This is a genomic window from Clavibacter quasicaliforniensis (genome assembly GCF_051201715.1).
Lineage (GTDB): Bacteria > Actinomycetota > Actinomycetes > Actinomycetales > Microbacteriaceae > Clavibacter > Clavibacter seminis.
The window spans coordinates 696,788-719,214 of the sequence record NZ_CP139624.1 but is presented as its reverse complement, the minus strand read 5'-3'; the positions used below and the strand labels follow the sequence as shown (position 1 = coordinate 719,214).

The following is a 22,427-nucleotide window of genomic DNA, read 5'->3' as shown; positions in this document are numbered from 1 at the left end:
GCATGACCGACCCCGCATCGACCCCCGTCTGGTCGCCGTCCCTCGCCGAGCTGACCGAGCGCGTGCCGCTGCCCGCGGGCGCCGACATCCGGATGGGCCCTGTCCTGTACGACCACGAGGGCACCGAGCTCGAGGGCCTGCTCGCCCGCGACGCCGCGCAGAGCGGACGTCGCCCGGCCGTGCTCGTCATCCACGACTGGTTCGGCGTCGGCGGGCACGTGGCCGCGCGGATCGAGATGCTCGCGCGCCTCGGCTACGTCGCGTTCGCCGCCGACGTCTACGGCCGCGACGTGCGCCCCGGCCCGGAGGAGGCCGGCCAGGTCGCCGGATCCTTCTACGCCGACCTCCCGCTCATGCGCGCCCGCGTGCAGGCCGGCATCGACCGCCTCGCGGCCGAGCCCGACGTCGACCCGTCGCGCATCGCCGTCATGGGCTACTGCTTCGGCGGCAGCGCCTCGCTCGAGGTCGCCCGCGCGGGCGCCGACATCAAGGCCGCGATCTCGCTGCACGGCAACCTGGTGGTGCACGAGCCCGCCGACGTCGCCGACGTGAAGGCCGCGATCCTCGTCCTCACGGGCGCGGACGACCCGATGGTCCCCGACGAGAAGGTCGCCGCGTTCCAGGACGAGATGCGCACGCGTCCCGCGATCGACTGGCAGGTCGTCACCTACAGCGGTGCCATGCACGCGTTCTCCGTGCCGGGCGTCGACTCGCCGGACCACGGCGCGCAGTACCAGGACCGCGCCGAGCGCCGCTCGTGGCGGGCGCTCACGGACTTCCTCGCGGAGCACCTGGGCTGACCGCCTCCTCCTGCGTCGCACCGCGCCCCGTCGGCATCCGCCGGCGGGGCGCGCGTCTGCCAGCGGGCCATGCGCCGGCTGGCGGATCCCTCCGGGCCGGGCCGACACGCCGCCCTCGGGTTGCCATCCCCGCACCCCTCGCGTAGACCTGTCCGTGCAGTTCACGCATCCGCCACGCGCCGTTGGTCCCCTCGGGGGTCACGTCGCGCAGGCTGATCATGCGAGACACGTGCGACCCGAGGAGATCTCCATGATGGCCAGCGGCGGATTCAGCCGACGCGACCTGTTCGACGGTGCCGGATCCTCCGATCCCGGCGTCGGGCGGCCCACCCGCGGTTCCGGCACGGCGCTCCTCGAGCGCCCGCGTGCGGACGAGACCACCACCACGACGGACGGCCCGGACGGCACCGCGGAGGCCGACCCCCCTCCGTCTCGTCAGGCGGCAGCGGCGCAGACCGCTCCCGCCCCGCCCCAGCAGGCGACCATCGGCTCGGCCGAGGGCGACCTCGTGCACGTCATGACCTGCAACATCCGCCTGGCCCGCCCCTCCACCGAGCCCGGCGATCCCGACCACTGGGCCGACCGCGAGCCCGTGCTCGCCCGCTTCCTCCAGCTCGAGCAGCCCACCGTCCTCGGCGTGCAGGAGGCCCTCTCGGCCCAGCTCCCCGCCATCGCCCGGGCGCTCCCCCACCACCGCATGCTCGGCTACGGCCGCGACGGCGGGTCCGGCGGGGAGTACAGCGCGATCTTCTACGACGAGCGCCGCCTCGACGTGGTCGCGTGGGACCAGTTCTGGCTGTCCGACCTGCCTGAGCTCATCGGATCCCGCTCCTGGGGCTGCAGCACCACCCGCATCGCCACGTGGGCGCGCTTCCGCGACCGCCGCAGCGGCGCCGAGTTCGTGCACCTCAACACCCACCTCGACCACGAGTCCGAGCTCGCGCGCGTGAAGAGCGCCGACCTCATCACCGAGCGGCTGCAGGAGGTCGCGTCCGGCGCGCCCGTCGTCGTCACGGGCGACTTCAACGCGCCGGCCGAGGAGTCGGCGGCGTACGACATCCTCACGCGCGACGCCGGCCTCGCCGACACCTGGACCACGGCCGCGCACCACGCGACCCCCGGGATCGGCACGTTCACGGCGTACGGCGACCCGGTCCCCGAGGGCGAGCGCATCGACTGGATCCTCGCGGGCCGCGGCGTCGAGGTGGTCGACTCGGCCATCAACCCGTACACGTTCGAGGGCCGTTCTCCCTCGGATCACGCCGCCGTCCAGGCGCTCGTGCGACTCGCCCGCACCGCCTGACCCGCGCCGATCCGAGGCCTTGCCGCCTGCCGGCCGGGAGCCCGATCACGCCCTCCGGGGATCGGCGGCGCGCCACGCCGCCACCGGGACGATGGAAACCGCATGCCACAATGGTTTCCGAGCGGCCCCGTGATCGCAGCGGCTGACGGGGTCACCGGCTCGCCGCTGCCGCGGACCCCTCCACGATCGGATGAACACCTATGCCCGCACGTCGCATGGCCCGGGGCGCTCTCGGCGCCCTCGCCGCCGTCCTCCTGCTCGCCGGGTGCACCAGCGGCCCGCAGCCCGCCCCCACCGCCACCGACGGCGAGCCCGCCCCCGAGGCGTCCGCCACGACGGCGCCGGAGGACATGACCCGCATCGTCGTCATGGGCGACTCGAACACGAACGGCTTCGTCGGCACGCTGCCCCAGGGCATCGACCAGGGCATGGCCTACGTCGACTACGTCGTGGGCGACCCGCTGACCTTCGCGGGCGGCTGGGGCACCGACGGCGCGACGAGCACCGTGATGGCGGCCAACACGCCCACCGTCGAGGACGTCGACGTGGCGCTCATCATGATCGGCACGAACAACCGCATCGCGGGCGTGCCGGACACGCAGCTCGACGCGGACATCCTGCAGACGGTCGAGAAGCTCGCGCCCAAGGAGACGGTGATCCTCGGGATCCCGCCGCAGAACGCCTCGCCCGAGACGCCGCCCGAGGTCAACGCGCACCTCGAGCAGTTCGCCGACGCGCAGGGGTACCACTTCTTCAACCCGTGGAAGAACCTCACGAACAAGGACATGAAGTGGCGGACCGAGTTCTTCCGCGACGGGATCCACACCAACATGACGGGCTACAAGCTGATGGGCGCCGAGGTGCGCAAGTTCGTGCGCACCGAGGTCCTCGACGAGAGCGCCCAGAAGTAGGGGCATCCCCCCACCTTCCCGCGCGCAGCCCGGCGGTTAGGGTCGAAGCGGTGCCTCGGGAGCGTCGCGCCCGCACCAGAGGAGAGCCCGCGTGACCAGCACCGTGACAGTGAAGAGCGAGACCGGTCGGAAGATCGAGTTCCTCGAGGCGGTCCGCGGCGTCGCGTCCTTCATCGTGGTGCTGCAGCACCTCATCGCCGCGGAGTACCCGGCGTTCGAGGACTTCAGCCGCCAGTGGATCGACGCGGGGCGCGTGGGCGTCGTCGCGTTCTTCCTCGTCAGCGGCTACGTCATCCCCCTCAGCCTCCAGCGCCAGGACACCCGCACCTTCCTCGTGCGTCGCCTCTACCGGCTCTTCCCGCTCTACTGGCTCGTGCTCGGCCTCATGATGCTCTGGATCGGGACCACGGGCGACGGCGAGCTCGGCGGCCCCCTCGTGATCATGGCCAACGTGCTCATGGTGCAGGGCGCCGTGGGCATCTACACGATCGTGCCGACGGCATGGACCCTCGGCATCGAGCTGATCTTCTACGGCCAGTCCCTCGTCGCGAAGCTCATCGGCCGCCTCGACCGCAGCGTGGTCATGGGCTACGTCTGGCTCGCCGGCTTCGTCGCCGCGGCCATCGCCGGCCGGGTGCTCGAGCGCGAGCTGCCCTGGACCCTGCCGCTGCTGCTCTACACGGCGTCGCTCGGGCACGCGATCCACCTGCGCGACCGTGACGGATCCACCGCCTGGCGCGGCCTGCTCGTCGCGGGAGTCGTGGGCGTCCCGCTGTTCACGTACCTCAACGGCGGGCAGGACGCGGCGTGGCCGCCGTTCGACTACGCCGTGTCGTTCCTGCTCGGCCTCGGCCTGTTCTTCGCGTTCTACGCGTCGCGCCGGGCGGCCCACTCGCGCGTGCTGATCTGGCTCGGCGCGATCTCCTACGCCGCGTACCTCCTGCACCCGCTCGCCTACCGCGTTGTGCGCGCCCTCGACGTGCCCGAGGGGATCGTGCGGGTCGCCGCGGCCATCGCCGTCACGCTCGTCGTCTCGTGGCTCGTGCACCGGTTCGTGGAGGTGCCGTTCATCGGCGTCGCACGCCGCCTCACGAGCCGCTCGTCGGCCGCGAAGGCGCCGCGGGGCTGACCCTGCGAGCCGCGCTCCCCGGGGCGCGCTGACCGCGTCCAGAGCGCTGGCGGCGCACGGGCGGCCCCGCAGGCGTGCCCGGAACCGCCCCACGGTGATCCATCGTGCTCAGGGCGTGGTCCACGACCGAACGACGAGCGCCGGACCCGGCGGTGCGCGTCACCTCCGCGCGAGGCAGGTCACGCTCCCGTCGCTCGGCGCCCGTGCACGCCCGCCGCACGGACGCCCGCGCCGCCGGGCGCACGACGACGGGCGCCCCTCCCGGAGGAGGAGCGCCCGTCGTGGCGTGCGGTGGTGCGGGTGGGTCAGCCGGCGGCCGGAGCCGGGGCCGCGCCGATGCCGAGCGGCGACAGGATGTCCGCCATGATCGGCGCGAGGTCCTGCGACTGACGGGCCGTGAGGTGCGACGTGTCGCCGCGCACGGGGATCCCGTTCACGAACGCCGGGCATGTGCCCTGGCTGCAGAACCAGCCCTGCGTGTTGATGAACTGGACCGGCGCGCCGACCTCCGTCGCCGCCGCCTCCATGGTGCGCGCGTGGCTGATGAACGAGGGCGACACCGTGGACTGGCAGTCGTTCGGCGAGCTCGTGGGCGTCTTGCACTCCACGAGGGCCGTGGCTGCCGGCGGGCGGGACAGGACGATCACGTTGGACGCCGCGGTCTTCAGCGAGTTCATCGTGGTGAGCGCGCCGGCCTGCCACTCGCGGTCGGCGGCGCCGCCCGTGGCCTTGCTCGACAGGTAGGAGTTGTCGACGGCCTCGCTCATCAGGATGAGCGCGGGCTTCGTCGCGTTCATCTCGCCGAGCGCCCAGTTGCGGAAGTCCGTGCACTCCGTGTACTCGGAGCCGTCGGTGTCCGTGCTCGTGACGGTGGACGCGGGGCAGCGCGCCATGGTGAGCACGCGCACCTTCCAGTCGTCGCCGAGGCTCGTGCGGAGCATGGGCGCGTAGCTGATCGCCAGCGAGTCGCCGAAGATGACCGCGGTCTTCTCCGGACCCGCGGCGGCGTTGCCGTACACGCAGTGCTCGGTGTTCTTGATCGCGTCCTTCTCCTTGGCCAGGTCGGCACCGAGGCAGCCGTCCTTCGCCCACTCGGTCGCGATGACGTCGCGGCCGAAGTCGCCGAACGCCTCGACGGCGGGATCCAGGGCCGGCCATGCGTCCGTGGCGAGCGCCGCGCTGACCTGCTCCGAGCGGGTCGCGAGGGCGGTGCCGGTGGCCTCGATGGGAGCGTTCGTTCCTCCCGTGCTCGGCGTCCCGCTCCCGAGCTGGCTCTGCCCGCTGGGCTCGTCGCGGACGACGGCCACGGCGACGACGCCCACCACGGCGACCGCGACGACGGAGAGCGCCGCGACGGTCATCTTCAGCTGCGCACCCGAGGACCGGCGGCCGGCCTTCTTCGGGTCGAGCCAGCTGGAGCGGCGGATCGGGTCCTCGACGAGGTGGAACGACGCGATGGCGAGCACGAGCGTCGCGCCGATCGCGGCGCCGTAGTACTCGAGGGTGCCGGTGCCGAGCAGCGAGGCCAGCAGGATGATCGCCGGGAAGTGCCAGAGGTACAGCGAGAACGACAGCCGGCCGATGTAGGTGGTGACCGGGTTCGTGATCGGCACCATGGCCTTCGACACCCCGCCGATGCCCGACGCGATGACGAGCGCGGTCGCGACGACCGGCAGCAGGCCGAACGGCACCGGGAACGCGTTGTCGCCGGAGACGAGGAAGAAGGACGCGATGATGCCCGCGAGGCCGACGTAGCCGAGCACCGGGCGGATCGCGGCGGGCAGCGTGGCCAGCCGCGCAGCGAAGATCGCGAGGAGCGCGCCGATGCCGAGCTCCCACGCGCGGGAGAACGTGGAGAAGTACGCGACGGTCGGGCGGGCCGAGGTCTCGTAGAAGCCCCACGCGAGCGACGCCACGATGAGGACGCCGACCGTGATGCCGATCGTCTGCGTGAAGAGGCGGGCGCGCTTGACGCGGTTCTTGGGGGTGCGGCGGCGCGCGAACGTGATCACCAGGAAGATCAGCACGGGCCAGACGAGGTAGAACTGCTCCTCGACCGAGAGCGACCAGTAGTGGCGGAACGGCGAGATGGGGCCGTCGGACGCGAAGTAGTCGGTGCCGGCGCTCGCGAAGTGCCAGTTGGAGACGAAGAGGGCCGACCAGATCGCGTCCCACAGGCTCGCCTGGGCGCGCACGACGTTGAAGACGAGGAACGAGACCGCCGTCGAGACCACGAGCACGAGCAGCGCGGCCGGCATGATGCGGCGGACGCGGCGCTTGTAGAAGTCGAGGAACGAGATCGTCTTGGTGCGCTCGTACTCCTTGAGCAGCAGGCCCGTGATGAGGAAGCCGCTGATGACGAAGAAGACGTCGACGCCCACGAAGCCGCCGGAGGGCCAGTCGAAGAGGTGGTCGACGATGACGGCGACCACCGCGAGGGCGCGCAGGCCCTCGACGTCCGGGCGGAAGCCGCGGTTCACCGTCGGCGAATCCCCCTCAGTTGGTGGGTTCTTGTCGTCCGGCGCGGAGCGGAGCTCCGACGGATCCGGGAGCGCGGGCGTGCCCCGGCGAAATGTCTGCGAGCTCATGGCCCAGGTCCCTACTCACTCGTGTACCGCCGTGCAGCACTGCTGTCTGAGCGACCCTAACAGGGCGTCACAGGGCCTACCATGCCCCGGACGGGGGCGTTCCGGGCTGCTAGCACCACTCGTGAGCTGTGTGATGATAGACAGCCGAGGCTGTGGATATCCCACGTATGCGGACACTCCGCGCCTGTGTGCTTTTGGGGAAGGGTTCTAAGTTATGGCGCTCCGTGACTTCATTCGGATGCTGCGTAGGGGCGCGGTGCTCATCATCCTGACGCTCCTGGTCGGGGTGGGCGCCGCAGCGGCCTTCTCGCTCCTCCAGACCCCCGAGTACGAGGCGTCCACCAAGATGTACGTCGCCCAGAGCAGCTCCTCCAACGTGCAGGACCTGCAGCAGGGCAACAACTTCATCACGCAGGCGGTGAAGAGCTACGCGGACGTCGTCACGACCCGCGCCGTGCTCCAGCCCGTCATCGACCAGTACGGGCTCGACGTCACGTCGCGCGAGCTGGCCGAGTCGGTCCGCGCCTCCGCGCCGCTCGACACCACGATCATCGACATCACGGTCAAGGACCAGTCCCGCCAGGACGCCGCGACGCTCGCGGACGCCATCGGCGAGAGCCTCAAGACGGTCGTCGGCACGCTCGTCCCCGAGACCATCGAGGGCACGCCGCAGGTGCAGATCACGCAGCTCGAGCAGGCGGAGATCCCCGAGTCGCCGTCGTCGCCGAACCTGCCCGTCAACATCATCGTGGGCGCGCTCATCGGCCTGCTGATCGGCGTGGGCGTCAGCCTCCTCCGCGAGACGCTCGACAACCGCATCCGCGGCGAGCGCGACGTCGAGCTGGTCACGACCAAGCCGATCCTCGGCGGCATCGCGTACGACCCGAAGGCGACCGAGCGTCCCCTCATCGTCCAGGACGACCCGCGGAGCCCCCGCGCCGAGTCCTTCCGCAGCCTCCGCACGAACCTCCAGTTCCTGGAGTTCGGCGGGCGTTCGCGCAGCTTCGTCATCACCTCCTCCATCCAGGGCGAGGGCAAGTCGACCACCAGCTCGAACCTCGCGCTCGCGCTGGCCGACTCCGGCATCAAGGTCGTCCTCATCGACGCCGACCTCCGCCGCCCGCGCCTGGCCTCCTACATGGGCCTCGAGGGCGCCGTGGGCCTCACCGACATCCTCATCGGCCGCGCCGAGATCGAGGACGTCATCCAGCCCTGGGGCTCGGGCATGCTCTCGATCCTCCCCGCCGGCCAGATCCCGCCGAACCCGTCCGAGCTGCTCGGCTCGCAGGGCATGGCGCGACTGCTGCAGGACCTCGAGGCGCGCTACGACGTGGTGCTCATCGACGCCCCGCCGCTGCTCCCCGTCACCGACGCGGCGATCCTGTCCAAGAACGCCGGCGGCGCGATCGTCGTCGTCGCGGCGGGCCGCACGCACCGCACGCAGCTGAAGAGCGCCATCGCCAACCTCACCAACGTGGGCGCGGACGTGCTCGGCCTCGTGATCACCATGCTCCCCACCAAGGGCCCGGACGCGTACGGCTACGGCCACTACGGCTACGGGTACGGGTACACGGAGGACGAGGACGGCAACAAGTCCAAGGCGCCCATCGAGAAGATCAAGGCGTAGCTCCCCTCCATGTCGGAACTCCCCCCCACGAGCCGCAGGGCCGCACGCGCGGCCCTCGGCGACGCATCCTCCGAGGGCGTCGACGACGGCTCGTTCCGCGTCCTGTTCGTCTGCTCGGGCAACATCTGCCGATCCGCCCTCGCCGAGCAGGTCCTCCGGGCCCGGGTGCGGGCGATCTTCGGAGGCCATGCCGCCGAGGCCGACTCGGTCGTGCGCTTCTCCAGCGCCGGCACGATCGCGGCCGAGGGGCAGCGCATGCCGGAGCAGGCGGCCGAGCTGTCCGTCCGCTACGGCGGGGACCCGAGCGAGCACCAGGCGAGGTTCCTCACGCCCGGCATCATCCAGGGCGTCGACCTGGTGCTCACCATGGCGCGCGAGCACCGCAGCGCCGTCGTGCGCGCGGTGCCCCGCGCCAACCGCTTCACGTTCACGATCCGCGAGTTCGCCGCGCTCTTCGAGCACCTCGTCGAGGTGTCCGGGGACGAGAAGCACATCGCCTGCGACGGCGACGTGCCGGAGCAGCTGCGTGCGCTCATCCCGCTCGTGGCGGCGCAGCGGGGAGTCACCCTGCCGCCCGCGAAGGAGGACGACTACGACGTGGTCGACCCCTACCGCCGGTCGCAGGCCACATACGACGCCTCGGGCGAGCAGGCCGGGGGCGCCATCGAGTCGATCCTCGAGTCGGTGCGGGCCGTGACCCGGACCGACGCGCCCCGCCTCCGGGGCTGACCCGACCAGCCCGCCACCGCACACGCGAGCGCTCGCCGCTCGATCACACACCACCGGCTCCCGCGCGGAGCCGCCTGCCCCGGGGGACCAGTGGACACGCAACAGACACGACGCACGGACGAGGCCCAGGAGGGGTCGCGCTGGCGGGTCGTCTACGCCCGGCGCCTGGCGCTGAGCGACGCGATCGTCATCATCCTCACGACCTTCGGCGTCCAGTTCCTGTGGTTCGGCACGACGGCAGGCACGGTCGACCTCGGCGGCAACGCCCGGGGCGTGGCCGTGACCTACACGATGGTCTCGGTCGTGCTGATCCTCGCGTGGCTGTTCGTCCTGACGGTCTACAGCACGCGCGACTACCGCATCGTCGGCACCGGCACGGCGGAGTACAAGCAGGTCGCCGACGCGACGCTGCGGCTCTTCGGGATCATCGCCATCGTCGCCTTCCTCGTGAAGATCGACCTGGCGCGCGGCTACATCGTCACGGGCCTGCCGCTCGGCCTCGTGCTCCTGCTGCTCTCGCGCACGCTCTGGCGCGTGTGGCTGTCGGCCCAGCGTCGCCGCGGCGAGTTCTCCTCGCTGATCCTCCTGGTCGGATCCCTGGAGAGCACCACCCACACCGCCACGACCCTCGCCCGCGCCCCCAAGGCCGGCTACCGCGTGGTGGGCGCGTGCCTCACGGGCGACGCGCGGCCCTCCCGCCTCCCTGGCCTCGACGTGCCCGTGGTCGGCAACGCGGACGATGTGCTCGTGGAGCTGGAGCGCCTCGGCGCCGACACGCTCGTGCTCACCTCGAGCGACGAGCTGCCGCCCGAGCGGATCCGCGAGCTCAGCTGGTCGCTCGAGCCCGGCCGCCACCACCTCGTCATGGCACCCGGCCTCACCGACATCGGCGGCCCGCGCATCCACACGCGCCCCGTCGCCGGCCTCCCCCTCATCCACGTGGAGACGCCGCGCTTCGAGGGGCGCAAGCTGCTCTCCAAGCGCCTGTTCGACATCGTCGTCTCCGGCATCACGCTCATCGTGCTGAGCCCCGTGTTCCTGATCCTCGCGATCCTCATCAAGGCCACGAGCAAGGGCGACGTCTTCTACAAGCAGGAGCGCATCGGCCTCAACGGCGAGCCGTTCCACATGCTCAAGTTCCGCTCGATGCGCATGAACGCCGACGCCGAGCTGTTCGCGCTGCTGGAGCAGCAGGGCACGGCCGACACCCCGCTGTTCAAGGTGACGGACGACCCGCGCATCACGAAGGTGGGCGGCGTCCTCCGCCGCTACTCGCTCGACGAGCTGCCGCAGTTCCTCAACGTGTTGCTCGGATCCATGAGCCTCATCGGCCCGCGCCCGCAGCGCGAGGGCGAGGTCGCGCTCTACGACAGCGCCGCGCGCCGCCGCCTCCTCATCAAGCCCGGCATGTCGGGCCTCTGGCAGGTCTCCGGCCGCTCCTCGCTCTCGTGGGAGGACGCCATCCGCCTCGACCTCTACTACGTGGAGAACTGGTCGCTCACGGGCGACATCATCATCCTGGCGCGCACGTTCAAGGCCGTCTTCGGCGCGGACGGGGCCGTCTGATGGGCGGGCTGCTGGTCCAGGAGTGGATCGAGAAGTCGGGCGGATCCGAGAAGGTGTTCGACGCCTTCGCGCACGCCTTCCCGGACGCCGACCTCTTCACGCTCTGGAACGACGACCCGGGCCGCTTCGGCGACCGCCCGGTGCGGGAGAGCTGGATCGCCCGCACGCCGCTGCGGAAGCGCAAGCCGCTGGCGCTGCCGTTCATGCCGCTCACGTGGAGCTCGCTCGACCTCGACGCGTACGAGTGGACCCTCTCGAGCTCGCACCTGTTCGCGCACCACCTCGGCCACGGGGATCGCGCGACCCGCCAGCACGTCTACGTGCACAGCCCGGCGCGCTACCTCTGGACGCCCGACCTCGACCAGCGCGGTGCCAACCCGCTCGTGAAGGCCGCCGCTCCCCCGCTCCGCGCGCTCGACCGGCGCCGGGCGCAGGCGTCGCATGCCGAGTTCGCCGCGAACAGCGCGTTCGTGCGGGCCCGCATCCGCAAGGCGTGGGACGTGGACGCGCGCGTGATCCACCCGCCCGTCGACGCGACCGCGATCCGCGACACCGCGTCGTGGGAGGGCGAGCTGACCGGGTCCGACGCCGAGCTCGCCGCATCGCTGCCCGACCGCTTCCTCCTGGGCGCCAGCCGCTTCGTGCCGTACAAGCGGCTCGACCTCGTGATCCGCGCGGGCGAGGCCGCCGACGTCCCCGTCGTGCTCGCCGGATCCGGCCCGCTCGCCGAGGAGCTGCGGGCGCAGGCGGACGCCGCGCGCGTGCCCGTCACGATCGTCCCGCGGCCTTCGGACGCCCTGCTCTACACGCTGTACCAGCGCTCGCTCGCGTACGTGTTCCCCGCGGTCGAGGACTTCGGGATCATGCCCGTCGAGGCGATGGCCGCGGGCGCCCGCGTGCTCGTGAGCGACGTGGGCGGCGCGACCGAGAGCGTCGTCGACGGCGTCACGGGAGTGCACGTGCACGACTGGGAGGGCGCCGGCCTCGCCGACGCCGTGGCGCGCGCCGCCGCGCTGGACCCCGCCGACAGCGTCCGCCGCTCCGCCGACTTCGACGCCGCCGTGTTCGAGCGCAGCATCGCCTCGTGGGTCCGCCACGACGGCGCGCGCCTCGACGGAGCGGTCGCGTGATGCGCCGGCTCGTCGTCAACGAGGCGTACGCGGGGCAGCGGGTCACCGGCCAGCAGCGCTACGCGACGGAGATCGCCCGCGCGCTCGAGGGCAAGCACGGCGTGACCCGCGCGACGCCCTCGGAGGGCATCGCGTCGTCCGGCGCGCGCAGCTGGCTCTGGGTGCAGACGACGCTGCCGTGGATCACGCGCCAGGACGTGCTGCTGTCGCTCACGAGCCGCGCGCCGCTCGTGCACCGGCGCCACATCGTGGTCGTGCACGACCTCTTCGTGCTCACGAACCCCGAGTGGTACAGCCGCGAGTACGTCGTGACCCACGTGCCGCTGCTGCGCGCGAACCTGCGCGACGCGCGCGTCATCGTCACCGTGAGCGAGCCCGTCGCCGAGCAGGTGCGCGAGCTCGGGCTGTCCAGCGCGCCCGTCGTGGTCGCGCCCAACGCGCCGAGCCCCGTGTTCGGCGAGCCGCGCGACGCCGAGGAGCGCGCCCGCGTGCTCGAGCGGTTCGGCGTGACCGACGGCGGGTACCTGCTCGCGGTCGGCAGCATGGATCCGCGCAAGAACCTCCAGCGCCTCACCGAGGCCTACCTGGAGCTGCCCGCGGAGACCCGCGCCGCAGCTCCGCTCGTGCTCGTCGGCGCGAAGAGCGCCGTGTTCGGCGACGTCGACATGGCCGAGTCGGACGACATCAAGCTGGCCGGCTACGTGACCGACGACGAGCTCGCCGTGCTCTACGCGGCATCCCGCGGCGTGGTCTTCCCGAGCCTCGCGGAGGGCTTCGGCCTGCCGCTCGTCGAGGCGATGGTCGCGGGCGCTCGGCTCGCCGTCTCCGACATCGACGTCTTCCACTGGATCTGCGGGGACGACGCCACGTACTTCTCGCCCGCCGACACCTCCGCCATCACGCAGGCGCTCGCCCGGCTCGCGGCGGCCGACCCGCTCGAGGAGGAGGAGGCCGCCCGGATCCGCCGCGCCGTCACGTGCCGCTTCGACTGGCGCACCTCCGCGCAGACCGTCCACGACGCCTACCAGAGCATCGGGACGCGATGATCAGGCGGATCGGGCTGCTGCTCCCCACGGGAGCCGCAGGGCTCACGCGCGTGCTCCAGCTGGTGCTGCTCGTGGTCCTCACGCGCCTGTCGGCGGGGTCGGCGCAGAGCGCGCTCGTCACCGGGTTCGCGCTGCTCAGCTCGTTCGCGATCATCACCGACTCGGGCGCCGCGAACTTCCTGCTGTCGCTGCCGCGCACGCGCCTCACCCGGAGCGTGCACGCGCGTGCGGTCGCCTTCCACGCGGGGCTCGGGTCGCTGGGAGCCGCCGTCGCGGTGCTGATCGTGGTCGCCGCAGCCTCGTCCATGCCCGGCGAGGCCGTGCTGCTGCTCGTCGCGCTCGGCGTCAGCCAGGTGCTCGACTCGCTCACCCGCACGATCCGCGCGCCCCTACTCGTCGGCCGCCGCGACGCCTCCTACGCGTTCCCCGACCTCGCGCTCGTGGCGCTGAAGGCCGTGCCGCTCGTGATCGCGCTCGTCGTGCCCGAGATCCTCGTGCTGCTCGCGTTCCCCGTGGTGTCGCTGATCGTCACTGCGGGCACGTGGATCGCCGTCCGCCGCGACCTCGCCACGACCAGCGACGAGCCCGTGCGCGTGTTCCCGCAGATCCTCGAGTTCGGCCTGTCGGGATCCCTCAGCGCGCTCTACTCGCAGGCGCCGCTCGTGCTCGGCACAGCGATCCTCGGGGCCGACGCCGTCGTGCCGCTCGCGCTCGCCTACCGCATCGTGCAGCCGCTCGAGGTCCTGCCCGCGACGCTCTCGCAGCAGCTGATCCCGCGGATCCGCGCCGCCGCCCGCCCCGCGCGCGCCTACTGGTGGCGGTTCGCGCTCGGCGGCCTGGGGCTCGCCGGGATCCTCGCGCTGATCCGCGAGCCCGTCGAGCAGGTCCTCGGCGGCGACGCGTTCGACCAGGCGATCTTCCTCGTGATCCTCCTCTCGGTCGCCCCCAAGTTCGGCAACTACGCGCTCATGGCGTACGCGATGGGATCCGGCCTCGTGCGCGTGCGGCTCACCGCGACCATCGTCACGGGCGTCGTCGCCGTGGTCCTCACGCTCGCCGCCGCGCTCACCGGCGGCCCCGCCCTGCTCGCCGGCGTCACGCTCGTCGCGGAGCTCGTCCTGAGCGCCGCCATCGCCGCGCTCCTCATCCGCCACCGCCACCGCACCGTCAGGAAGGAGGACGCATGAGGACCCTCATCGTCTCCGCCGACCGCACCCTCGCGTCCGGCCACCCGCAGAACCTCGGGGACGCCTTCCTCACCGACGCGCTCTCCGAGCGCCTCCGCCGGGCGGGCCACGAGACCGTGATCGCCGACTTCGGGCAGACCGCGCGCGTCGACTCCACGGAGGAGCGCGCCCGCGTCTCCGGCGTGCGCGCGCTGGCCGACCTCGTGCGCCAGGTGGACGCGGTCGTCGTCGGCGGCGGCACGCTCCTCGCCGACGACCAGCCGGGCCGCCCCTTCGCGGGCCTCCCCCGCCTCATGGCCGTCACCGGGCTCATCGCGCGCACCGGCCGCACGCCGCTCGCGGTGTTCGGCGTGGGCGCGGATCCCGTCACCCGCCGCCGCGCGCGCCTCGCCCTCCGCGCCGGGCTCGACGGCGCCCGCGTCTGGACCCGCGACCCCGACTCCGCCGGCCGCGCCGCCGGGTACTCGAGGCTCCCCGTCGAGGTCGCCGCCGACGTCAGCCTCTTCGCCGCCCCCGAGCTCGCAGCCATGGCCGCGCCCGCCGACCGCCGCCGCGGCGCCGTGGTCGCGCTCAACGCGAAGCACTCCCCCGAGGTCACCCTCGCGCACGTGCAGGCCCTCGAGGAGCGCTTCGGCGAGGTCGTCTTCGTGTCGATGGACCAGGGCGACGACTCCGACGCCGGCGCCCTGTCCCCCGATGTCCGGGCCCGGCTCACGACCGAGCCCGGCGACCACGGCTGGCGCCGCGCGGCCGAGCTCATGGCCGATCGCGAGGTCGTCATCGCCTCTCGCATGCACGCCATGTACCTCGGTACGATGCTGACGACGCCCGTGGTCGCCGTCGGTGGCGCCACCAAGGTCGGGGCTTTCACGAACGAGTTCGGCACGCGCACGGAGCCCGCGTTCGACCGGGCGGTCCGCACCGCCATCGCAGCGCCGGCCGACGCCGACGCCGCATCCACCACCGCGGCGGCTCTTGTCGCCGCCACCGCCCGCCTGGACGCGGCTTTCGAGGAGATGACCACATGGGTCCGACGTACCGCCTAGCGACCCCGGCGGTCTTCGCGGCCGCCGTGGTGCTCACCGTCCTCGCCGCGCTCGGCGGCGTGGCCCTGCTCGGCAACGAGCTGTCCTACCCGTTCATGATCGCGGTGCTCGCGATCCTGCTCGTCGCCGTGCTCGTGAAGGAGACGGTGTCCAACGGGGATCCGATCACCCCCGGCGGCATCGTCGCGTTCACGGGACTGCTCCTGTTCGTGCTGCGCCCGCTCACGGTCGCGAACAGCATGGAGACGAGCCCCGGCGCCATCGCCGACACGCGCTTCTTCTCGCCCACGCTGCAGCTCGCCGCGAGCTCCGCGCTCATCGAGGCGCTGATCTTCTTCTCGGCGTTCTTCGTCGTCTACTACTACTCGGTGGCCCGCGAGGCCCGCCGCATCAGGCGCGGCGGCGAGGACGCGAAGGCCCTGGAGGACAACGCCATCGCCGGCGGCCCCGCCGTCGTCGACCCCGACACGCAGGTGCGCTGGCAGCGCGTGTTCAACACGTCGGTGGCGCAGGCGCTCGTGGGCATCTCCTCGGTCGTGGCCCTCGGGCTCCTCGTGTACCTGGTGCTCTCCTCCGGCGGCATCCAGGCGTACACGACGGGCCTCGCCAACCGGAGCGACTTCCTCTCCGGCAAGTCGTTCATCGGCCTCTCCTACATCCCCGTGCAGATCGCGATCGTCTACAACGTGCTCGCGCGCCGGCAGAAGGGCCTCGAGGGCTGGAACTGGGTCAACCTGGTCGCCGTCCTCGTGCTCGTGGTCTGCGCCGGATCCGCCGGCGGCCGCGGCCCGCTCATCATCGGCGTCTTCCTGCCGTTCCTGATCCTCAAGCAGATCGGCCCGAAGCCCTTCCGCTTCCGCACCATCGCCCTCATCGGCGGTGTCACGGCCGTGGTCGCGATGGTCTACTCGATCGTCATCCGCGAGTCCACGTTCGACAACGGCCGCTCGCTCGACCGCCTCACGCAGGACCCGCTCGGCGTCCTCCTCGACCGCCTCACCAGCGGCATCGAGACGCGGCCGTTCGACGTGCTCATCCGCCTCAACGAGGTCGCGTCGCTGCCGGACTTCGTCTACCAGTGGGGCGCCACGTACGCCGCGGTGCCGGCCTGGTTCGTCCCGCGCGGGCTCTGGGAGGACAAGCCCTTCGGCGGCGGCAACACGTGGTTCACCTCGACGTACGTGCCCCGGTTCTACGGCGTCAACCGCGTCGAGACGAGCCTGTCGGCCATCGGCGAGGCGTTCGCGAACTTCGGGATCCCCGGGGTCGTCGCCGTCGGCGCGCTCCTCGGTCTCGTGGCCGGCCTCTTCATCCGCGCCCGCATGCGCCGCCGCGGGCTCCTCGGCGCGGCCATCGCGGTCGTCGTCACGCCGTACCTCTTCTCCCTGATCCGCGGCGACGCGTACCAGGGCATGTCGACGAGCATCGCGTCGCTCGTGATCCTCCTCGCGTTCTTCTGGATCTCCTCCACCCGCAAGCAGGTCACCGGCCCCGTCAGCGCGCCCGTGCCCCTTCTCGACGAGACCGCGCCCGCGGCCGTCCGCGAGCAGGCGCTCATCGGCGCGGGGGTCGCCGGCCTCGGTGCCGTCGGCGGATCCGCCCCGGCGTCCGCTGACGCCCGTCCCGCGGTCGGCAACGGCCGCGCCTTCCCGGCCGGCAAGCCCGCCGTGAACTGGACGCCCGACCGGTGAGCGGCATCGACGACATCCTGCCCCCGGCCGACGGCTCGGACGAATCCGACGGCTCGACCGGCCGCCGCAGCCGCCGTGCCGACCGCGCGGAGCGCGACGCCACCCGCCGGCCCCTGTGGAAGCGCAAGCGCCTCTGGATCCCGGTCGGCGTGATCGGCGTCCTCGTGATCGGCACCGCGGTCTCGGCCGCGCTGATCCTGCCCCGCGTCGACACCGTCCAGTCCGAGCTCCGCGACGCGCTCCCGCTCTCCGACCAGGTGCAGACCGCTCTGCTCGCGGGCGACATCGACACCGCGAAGACCGGCGCCGCCGAGCTCCGCGACCACACCGCGAAGGCCGCGGAGGCCGCGGACGACGGCGTGCTCGGCGCCTACGACTGGATCCCCTTCGTCGGCCCGAACCTCCACGCCGCCCGCGTGCTGGCCGCCACGAGCGACCGCCTCGCGACCGACGTCGTCACGCCCGCCACCGAGGTCTCCCTCTCGGCGTTCACGCCCGTGCTCGGCCGCATCGACCTCGACGGGATCCGCTCCCTCGGCCAGACCGTGCAGACCGCGAGCGACGGACTGGCCGGCGCCCGCGCCGAGCTCGACACGATCGACCGCGACAGCCTCTGGGCGCAGGTCGCCGACGACGTCGACCTCATGGACGACACCCTCACGAGCACGGAGGACACCGCGAGCACCTTCCGCGAGGTCACCGGGGTCCTCCCCGACCTGCTCGGGGCCGACGGCGCGCGCAACTACCTGCTGATGTTCCAGAACAACGCGGAGGTGCGCTCCACCGGCGGCAACCCGGCCGCGCTCGTGCTGCTGACCGTCGAGGACGGTACCGTGCGGATCGCGAAGCAGGCGTCGAGCAACGACTTCCCGCGGAACGTGCGCCAGGGCGACGTGCCCGACGAGACCGTGCGCCTCATCGAGCCGCGCTCGGACCGGTTCGAGCAGAACATCACGATGTTCCCCGACTTCCCCACGTCGGGCGCCCTCGCCAAGTCGTACTGGGAGGCCAACATCGGCGATCGGGTCGACGGCGTGCTGTCGTTCGACCCCATCGCGCTCAGCTACCTGCTGGAGGCGACCGGGCCGATCACGCTGGCCACGGGCGACGAGCTGAACGCGGAGAACGCGGTGCCCACGCTCCTCGGCGCGGTCTACAGCCAGTACCCCGACTACCTCGCGCAGGACCGCTACTTCGCGAGCGCGGCCAGCACGATCTTCGCGAAGCTCGTCACCGACACCCCGCCCGTCGTCCCGCTGGTCACCGCGATCGACCGGGCCATCGACGAGCGCCGCCTGCTGCTGTGGAGCACGGTCCCCGAGGAGCAGACGCTCATCGAGGGCGGGCCGCTGAGCGGCGCGCTGCCGGACGACAACACCGAGCAGACCGCGATCGGCCTGTACTTCAACGACATCGGCTCGGGATCCAAGATGAGCTACTACCTGCGCTCCGGATCCCGCATCCAGGCGGAGACCTGCGGCGACACCACCACGTACACGGTCTCCGTCGACATGACGAGCATCGCGCCGGCGGACGCCGCGACGAGCCTGCCGCGCTACGTCACGGGCCTCGACGGCAAGGCCAAGGGCCGCCAGTTCGACGACCTGCTCGTGTACGGCCCCGTCGGATCCACGGTCGCCGACTGGAAGACCGACGCCGACCTCACGACGGAGGAGGCGCGCGGCACCGACATGGGGCGCGGCATGATCCGCATCCGCACCGAGCTCGCGCCGCAGGACACGAAGACCGTCGACGTCACGTTCACCGTGCCGACGTCCGACGACCAGGGACCGCTCGAGGTCCGCCACACGCCGCTCGTGCGCCCGCTCGAGTCCGAGATCACGCAGGTCCCCTGCTCCACGGGCGGCTGATCCGCCGCCCGCCGCCACGACGCCGCGCCGCCCGCCCCGGATGGGGGCTTCGCGACCGTCACGCGCTCCCCATAGGCTCGACGAGCCGCCGGGGGATGCCACCGCCCCCGCACGCCCGCACACCGCCCCCGCGGATCCTCCAGGCCGAGAGCACACGTTGACACCCAGCACCACCACCACGACGCCCCGCCGGGCGCACCGCGTCCGTCGCTGGATCGTGCGCACCCTCCTTGCGCTCCTCGTGCTCCTGCTCGCCTGGCTCCTGGCCGGCATCCCGCTCTTCGTCTTCCCCCCGGCGAGCCAACCCGACAAGGCCGACGTGATCTACGTCATCGGCCCGCCCAACCCCACGCGCCGCGACCTCGCGGCGAAGCTGGTGGACGAGGGCTACTCCGACACGGTCGTCTTCTCGGTGCCGCCCACCGGCCCGCAGTCGGCCGCCGAGCTCGCGGCCTGCAACGGCGAGTTCCCCTACGCCGTCACGTGCGACACCCCGTCGCCGTTCACGACGCAGGGCGAGGCGCGCTACCTCAAGGCGAAGTCCGAGGAGAACGGCTGGACGAGCGCCATCGTCATCACCTGGACCCCGCACGTCACGCGCACGCAGCTGATCTTCTCGCGCTGCTTCACGGGCGACCTCATGGTGGTCGAGGACCCGGTGGACTTCAGCCTCCGCCAGTGGGTCTCGCAGTACACGTACCAGACCGGCGCCTTCGTCAAGGCGCTCGTCACGCCGGGCTGCTGACGCCGACTCCCGGCGCGATCGACCCTGCGTGGCCAGGCGGTCAGCCGCACGGGGTTGAATGGTCGTCATGACCCCCGCGATCGGCCCGACGACCGGCGACGACATCCACCTGATCTCGCTCAACGTGCGCATGCCCTGGCACGGAACCCGCGAGGGCGAGGCCGACCACTGGCCCGAGCGCCAGGAGGTGCTCACGCGCTTCCTGCAGCAGGAGCGGCCCACGGTGCTCGGCGTGCAGGAGGCGCTGTGGCCGCAGATCCAGGCGATCGAGAAGGCGCTCCCGCCGTCGTACCGCATGGTCGGCCAGGGCCGCGAGGGCGGCAGCCACGGCGAGCACGGCGCTATCTTCTACCAGGCGTCCCGCCTCACCCTCCTCGAGCACGACGTGATGTGGCTCTCCGACACCCCCGACGTGATCGGCAGCATGACGTGGGGCAACCCCATGCCGCGGATCCTCACCTGGGCGCGCTTCCAGGACGAGGCCACCGGCCACCCGCTCGTCGTGCTCGACACGCACCTCGACCACGACGTCGCCGAGGCCCGCGACCGCGCCGCCGAGGCCATCGCCGAGCTCGTGCGCACGCGCTTCGCGGGGCTGCCGCTCGTGCTCATGGGCGACTTCAACGCGCCCGTCGACTCGTTCCCCTACGACGCCCTCACCCGCCGGGCCGGCCTCCGCGACTCCTGGCTCGACACCGCGCGCCAGGCGACGCCCGCGTTCGGCACGTTCCCCGACTACCGGCCGCCGGTGGTCGACGGCCCGCGCATCGACTGGATCCTCGTGAGCGAGCGCGTGGACGTGCGCGCCGCCGCGGTGAACGACTTCGCCTGGCGCGGCCGCATGATGAGCGACCACCTGCCGGTGCAGGCCCTGGTGCGGTTGAGCTGACGCTGCCGACTGAGCTGAGGCCCGCCGTCACGCGTGCGTCCCCGGCGCCCGCGCCTCGTAGCCTGGGGGGATGACCACCGCACCGAAGGTATTCGCCATCCACGAGAACCCCGAGTGGTTCGGCCCGTTCGCCGCAGCGCTCGACGCGCGCGGCGTGCCGTACGAGGAGTGGCTCCTCACCGACGGCGTGCTCGAGATCGACGAGGCGCCGCCCGAGGGGATCTTCTGGTCGAGGATCAGCGCGTCGGCCCACACGCGCGACCACGCGCTCTCCAAGGACTACACGCGCGCCCTCATGTCGTGGCTGGAGGCGCACGGCCGCCGCACGGTCAACGGCCGCCGGACGATCGAGCTCGAGGTGAGCAAGGTCGACCAGCTCACGGCGTTGCGCGCCGCCGGGATCGAGGTGCCTCGTACTCGCGCCGTGATCGGCAGCCACCGCATCGTCGAGGCGGCGCGCGGACTGCCGACCCCGTTCATCACCAAGCACAACCAGGGCGGCAAGGGCCTCGGCGTCCGGAGGTTCGACAGCGTCGAGGAGCTGGCCGCCTACGTGGAGGGGCCGGACTTCGAGGAGCCGCAGGACGGGATCACGCTGCTGCAGGAGTTCCTCGAGGCGGCGACTCCGCGGGTCACGCGCGTGGAGATCGTCGGCGGGCGCTTCGTCTACGCGATCCAGGCGGACACCGCGCGCGGCGGGTACCAGCTCTGCCCCGCGGACGCCTGCGCGATCGACCCGACCACCGGTGCGCTCGTGATGCCGCCCGGCGCGACCATCGCGCAGCAGCCGGGCGACACGATCTTCTCGCTGCGGGAGGACATCACCGCGGAGCACCCGCTCGTGGAGCGATACGTCGCCTTCCTCGCCGGGCTCGGGATCGAGGTGGCCGGGATCGAGTTCATCGAGACCGCCGACGGGCGGCTCGTGACGTACGACGTGAACACGAACACCAACTACAACGCGGGCGTCGAGGCGGTCGCGCCGGCGTCGGGTCCGGGCGCGGTGGCGGAGCTGCTGGAGCGCGTGCTGCGGGAGACGTATCCGGAGGGCTGACGTCGCGGGCAGCCCGACGCGGCGGGCCGCGTGCTCGGCGGCGTCAGGCCGCCGGGCCGCCGTCCTCGGGCGCGATCGCGGAGGCGGCCGCGCTCTGGTCCTCGGCGATGCGCGTGTGGTGGTGGATGACCTCCGCGACGATGAAGTTCAGGAACTTCTCCGCGAAGGCCGGGTCGAGCCGCGACTCCTCGGCGAGGGCGCGGAGGCGGAGGATCTGGCGGCGCTCGCGCTCGGGATCCGCCGCGGGCAGCCCGTGCGCGGCCTTCAGCCGGCCGACCGACTGCGTGAACTTGAAGCGCTCCGCGAGCATGTGCACGAGGGCGGCATCGATGTTGTCGATGCTCCCGCGGATCTCCCCCAGCTCCTCGAGGGCGGCACGGGCGTCGTCGTCGAGGGGCGCCCCTGCGGGGCCGGTGTTCTCAGGCATGCGATGACCCTACCCATCCGCGCCCGCACGACACGAGGCGGGCGTCCCCGATGGGGACGCCCGCCTCGTGTCGTGCGGGTGGGTCAGTCGACGATGGTGACCTTCACGTCGATGTTGCCGCGCGTGGCGTTGGAGTACGGGCAGACCTGGTGGGCCGCGTCCGCGATCTCCTGGCGGCGCTCGGGCGCCACGTTCGGGAGGTAGACGTCGAGCTCGACCGCGAGGCCGAATCCGCCTTGGCCGTTGTCGCCGATGGAGACGCTGGCGGAGACGCCCGCGTCCTTCGTGTCGACGCCGGCGTTCTTGCCGACGAGGTGGGTGGCGCCGAGGAAGCAGGCGCTGTACCCGGCGGCGAAGAGCTGCTCGGGGTTCGTGCCCTCGCCCGAGCCGCCCATCTCCTTGGGGGGACGGGTGTCGAAGTCGATGCGGTCGTCTTCGCTGCGGACGTGTCCGTCGCGTCCTCCGCCGGAGGCGTGCGCGATAGCGGTGTAGATGGGTTCCATGGATCCATCAGACCACGACGGGCCTGGGAGCGCGCGCCGTCCGCGGTGGACGTTCGCGGCACGGACGGTGGATCGCGGGCGAACGCGGCGGGGCGGGCGCGTGGGGTCCGCGAGCAGCCCGGGCGCGTCGTGGCGGACGCTCTCGCCGACCCGACGGCGAGCCCGCGGCGGCCCGCGGCGGCCCG

Annotated in this window: 19 protein-coding genes; 16 read left to right on the top strand and 3 right to left on the bottom strand. The window is 72.3% G+C overall.

The genetic code is table 11. The features are described from left to right. Positions 1-2: 2 nt before the first annotated feature. The 4 genes from NL142_RS03570 (at position 3) to NL142_RS03555 (ending at position 4,143) form a co-directional block, all read left to right on the top strand. Complete coding sequence (locus NL142_RS03570; protein ID WP_435080994.1) at positions 3-800, top strand: dienelactone hydrolase family protein; 798 nt, start codon at positions 3-5, stop codon at positions 798-800. A gap of 250 nt (positions 801-1,050) precedes the next feature. After that, positions 1,051-2,103: an endonuclease/exonuclease/phosphatase family protein gene (locus NL142_RS03565; RefSeq protein ID WP_435080993.1), complete on the top strand. Its 1,053-nt coding sequence runs from the start codon at positions 1,051-1,053 to the stop codon at positions 2,101-2,103. A 200-nt stretch (positions 2,104-2,303) separates the two neighbouring features. Next, on the top strand, positions 2,304-3,014 hold the full coding sequence (locus NL142_RS03560) for an SGNH/GDSL hydrolase family protein (RefSeq protein WP_194683290.1): 711 nt from the start codon (positions 2,304-2,306) through the stop codon (positions 3,012-3,014). Positions 3,015-3,105: 91 nt separating this feature from the next. Next, entirely contained in the window at positions 3,106-4,143 is a 1,038-nt protein-coding gene (locus NL142_RS03555) for an acyltransferase family protein (RefSeq protein ID WP_194683291.1), read from the top strand. A gap of 305 nt (positions 4,144-4,448) precedes the next feature. On the opposite strand, the gene NL142_RS03550 is transcribed toward NL142_RS03555, so the two are convergent. After that, the gene (locus NL142_RS03550) at positions 4,449-6,731 is read right to left on the bottom strand and encodes an acyltransferase family protein (protein ID WP_435080992.1); all 2,283 of its coding nucleotides are present in this window, start codon (positions 6,729-6,731) and stop codon (positions 4,449-4,451) included. 256 nt (positions 6,732-6,987) lie between these two features. On the opposite strand from NL142_RS03550, the gene NL142_RS03545 reads away from it, so the two are divergent. The 12 genes from NL142_RS03545 (at position 6,988) to NL142_RS03490 (ending at position 21,312) form a co-directional block, all read left to right on the top strand. After that, entirely contained in the window at positions 6,988-8,358 is a 1,371-nt protein-coding gene (locus NL142_RS03545; protein ID WP_237583767.1) for a tyrosine-protein kinase domain-containing protein, read from the top strand. 9 nt (positions 8,359-8,367) lie between these two features. After that, positions 8,368-9,087 carry an arsenate reductase/protein-tyrosine-phosphatase family protein gene (locus NL142_RS03540; protein WP_194683293.1) on the top strand — a complete coding sequence of 240 codons (720 nt, stop codon included), beginning with the start codon at positions 8,368-8,370 and terminating at the stop codon, positions 9,085-9,087. 90 nt (positions 9,088-9,177) lie between these two features. Beyond that, positions 9,178-10,653, top strand: a complete 1,476-nt coding sequence (locus NL142_RS03535; RefSeq protein WP_435080991.1) for a sugar transferase — start codon at positions 9,178-9,180, stop codon at positions 10,651-10,653. Further along, on the top strand, positions 10,653-11,783 hold the full coding sequence (locus NL142_RS03530; protein WP_012037404.1) for a glycosyltransferase: 1,131 nt from the start codon (positions 10,653-10,655) through the stop codon (positions 11,781-11,783). The genes NL142_RS03535 and NL142_RS03530 overlap by 1 nt, the downstream gene beginning before the upstream one ends. Further along, positions 11,783-12,829 carry a glycosyltransferase family 4 protein gene (locus NL142_RS03525; RefSeq protein WP_435081626.1) on the top strand — a complete coding sequence of 349 codons (1,047 nt, stop codon included), beginning with the start codon at positions 11,783-11,785 and terminating at the stop codon, positions 12,827-12,829. The genes NL142_RS03530 and NL142_RS03525 overlap by 1 nt, the downstream gene beginning before the upstream one ends. Then, complete coding sequence (locus NL142_RS03520) at positions 12,826-14,016, top strand: polysaccharide transporter (protein WP_435080990.1); 1,191 nt, start codon at positions 12,826-12,828, stop codon at positions 14,014-14,016. The genes NL142_RS03525 and NL142_RS03520 overlap by 4 nt, the downstream gene beginning before the upstream one ends. Continuing rightward, positions 14,013-15,062, top strand: a complete 1,050-nt coding sequence (locus NL142_RS03515; protein ID WP_435080989.1) for a polysaccharide pyruvyl transferase family protein — start codon at positions 14,013-14,015, stop codon at positions 15,060-15,062. Before NL142_RS03520 ends, NL142_RS03515 begins: the two co-directional genes overlap by 4 nt. Next, the gene (locus NL142_RS03510; RefSeq protein WP_435080988.1) at positions 15,041-16,753 is read left to right on the top strand and encodes an O-antigen polymerase; all 1,713 of its coding nucleotides are present in this window, start codon (positions 15,041-15,043) and stop codon (positions 16,751-16,753) included. Before NL142_RS03515 ends, NL142_RS03510 begins: the two co-directional genes overlap by 22 nt. Further along, entirely contained in the window at positions 16,750-18,624 is a 1,875-nt protein-coding gene (locus NL142_RS03505; protein ID WP_435080987.1) for a DUF4012 domain-containing protein, read from the top strand. The genes NL142_RS03510 and NL142_RS03505 overlap by 4 nt, the downstream gene beginning before the upstream one ends. Positions 18,625-18,841: 217 nt before the next feature. Continuing rightward, complete coding sequence (locus NL142_RS03500; RefSeq protein ID WP_435080986.1) at positions 18,842-19,369, top strand: YdcF family protein; 528 nt, start codon at positions 18,842-18,844, stop codon at positions 19,367-19,369. Between the two features lie 67 nt (positions 19,370-19,436). Beyond that, the gene (locus NL142_RS03495) at positions 19,437-20,258 is read left to right on the top strand and encodes an endonuclease/exonuclease/phosphatase family protein (protein ID WP_435080985.1); all 822 of its coding nucleotides are present in this window, start codon (positions 19,437-19,439) and stop codon (positions 20,256-20,258) included. Between the two features lie 70 nt (positions 20,259-20,328). Beyond that, complete coding sequence (locus tag NL142_RS03490; RefSeq protein WP_435080984.1) at positions 20,329-21,312, top strand: ATP-grasp domain-containing protein; 984 nt, start codon at positions 20,329-20,331, stop codon at positions 21,310-21,312. A 43-nt stretch (positions 21,313-21,355) separates the two neighbouring features. On the opposite strand, the gene NL142_RS03485 is transcribed toward NL142_RS03490, so the two are convergent. Both NL142_RS03485 and NL142_RS03480 read right to left on the bottom strand, forming a co-directional pair. Further along, positions 21,356-21,739 carry a chorismate mutase gene (locus NL142_RS03485; protein ID WP_435080983.1) on the bottom strand — a complete coding sequence of 128 codons (384 nt, stop codon included), beginning with the start codon at positions 21,737-21,739 and terminating at the stop codon, positions 21,356-21,358. A gap of 83 nt (positions 21,740-21,822) precedes the next feature. Then, positions 21,823-22,242: an organic hydroperoxide resistance protein gene (locus NL142_RS03480; protein ID WP_011931929.1), complete on the bottom strand. Its 420-nt coding sequence runs from the start codon at positions 22,240-22,242 to the stop codon at positions 21,823-21,825. Positions 22,243-22,427 lie beyond the last annotated feature (185 nt).

Coding starts and splice junctions, on each gene's coding strand:
- NL142_RS03570 (WP_435080994.1), top strand. CDS start 3: ATGACCGACCCCGCATCGACCCCCGTCTGGTCGCCGTCCCTCGCCGAG.
- NL142_RS03565 (WP_435080993.1), top strand. CDS start 1,051: ATGATGGCCAGCGGCGGATTCAGCCGACGCGACCTGTTCGACGGTGCC.
- NL142_RS03560 (WP_194683290.1), top strand. CDS start 2,304: ATGCCCGCACGTCGCATGGCCCGGGGCGCTCTCGGCGCCCTCGCCGCC.
- NL142_RS03550 (WP_435080992.1), bottom strand. CDS start 6,731: ATGAGCTCGCAGACATTTCGCCGGGGCACGCCCGCGCTCCCGGATCCG.
- NL142_RS03540 (WP_194683293.1), top strand. CDS start 8,368: ATGTCGGAACTCCCCCCCACGAGCCGCAGGGCCGCACGCGCGGCCCTC.
- NL142_RS03530 (WP_012037404.1), top strand. CDS start 10,653: ATGGGCGGGCTGCTGGTCCAGGAGTGGATCGAGAAGTCGGGCGGATCC.
- NL142_RS03525 (WP_435081626.1), top strand. CDS start 11,783: ATGCGCCGGCTCGTCGTCAACGAGGCGTACGCGGGGCAGCGGGTCACC.
- NL142_RS03520 (WP_435080990.1), top strand. CDS start 12,826: ATGATCAGGCGGATCGGGCTGCTGCTCCCCACGGGAGCCGCAGGGCTC.
- NL142_RS03515 (WP_435080989.1), top strand. CDS start 14,013: ATGAGGACCCTCATCGTCTCCGCCGACCGCACCCTCGCGTCCGGCCAC.
- NL142_RS03510 (WP_435080988.1), top strand. CDS start 15,041: ATGGGTCCGACGTACCGCCTAGCGACCCCGGCGGTCTTCGCGGCCGCC.
- NL142_RS03495 (WP_435080985.1), top strand. CDS start 19,437: ATGACCCCCGCGATCGGCCCGACGACCGGCGACGACATCCACCTGATC.
- NL142_RS03490 (WP_435080984.1), top strand. CDS start 20,329: ATGACCACCGCACCGAAGGTATTCGCCATCCACGAGAACCCCGAGTGG.
- NL142_RS03485 (WP_435080983.1), bottom strand. CDS start 21,739: ATGCCTGAGAACACCGGCCCCGCAGGGGCGCCCCTCGACGACGACGCC.
- NL142_RS03480 (WP_011931929.1), bottom strand. CDS start 22,242: ATGGAACCCATCTACACCGCTATCGCGCACGCCTCCGGCGGAGGACGC.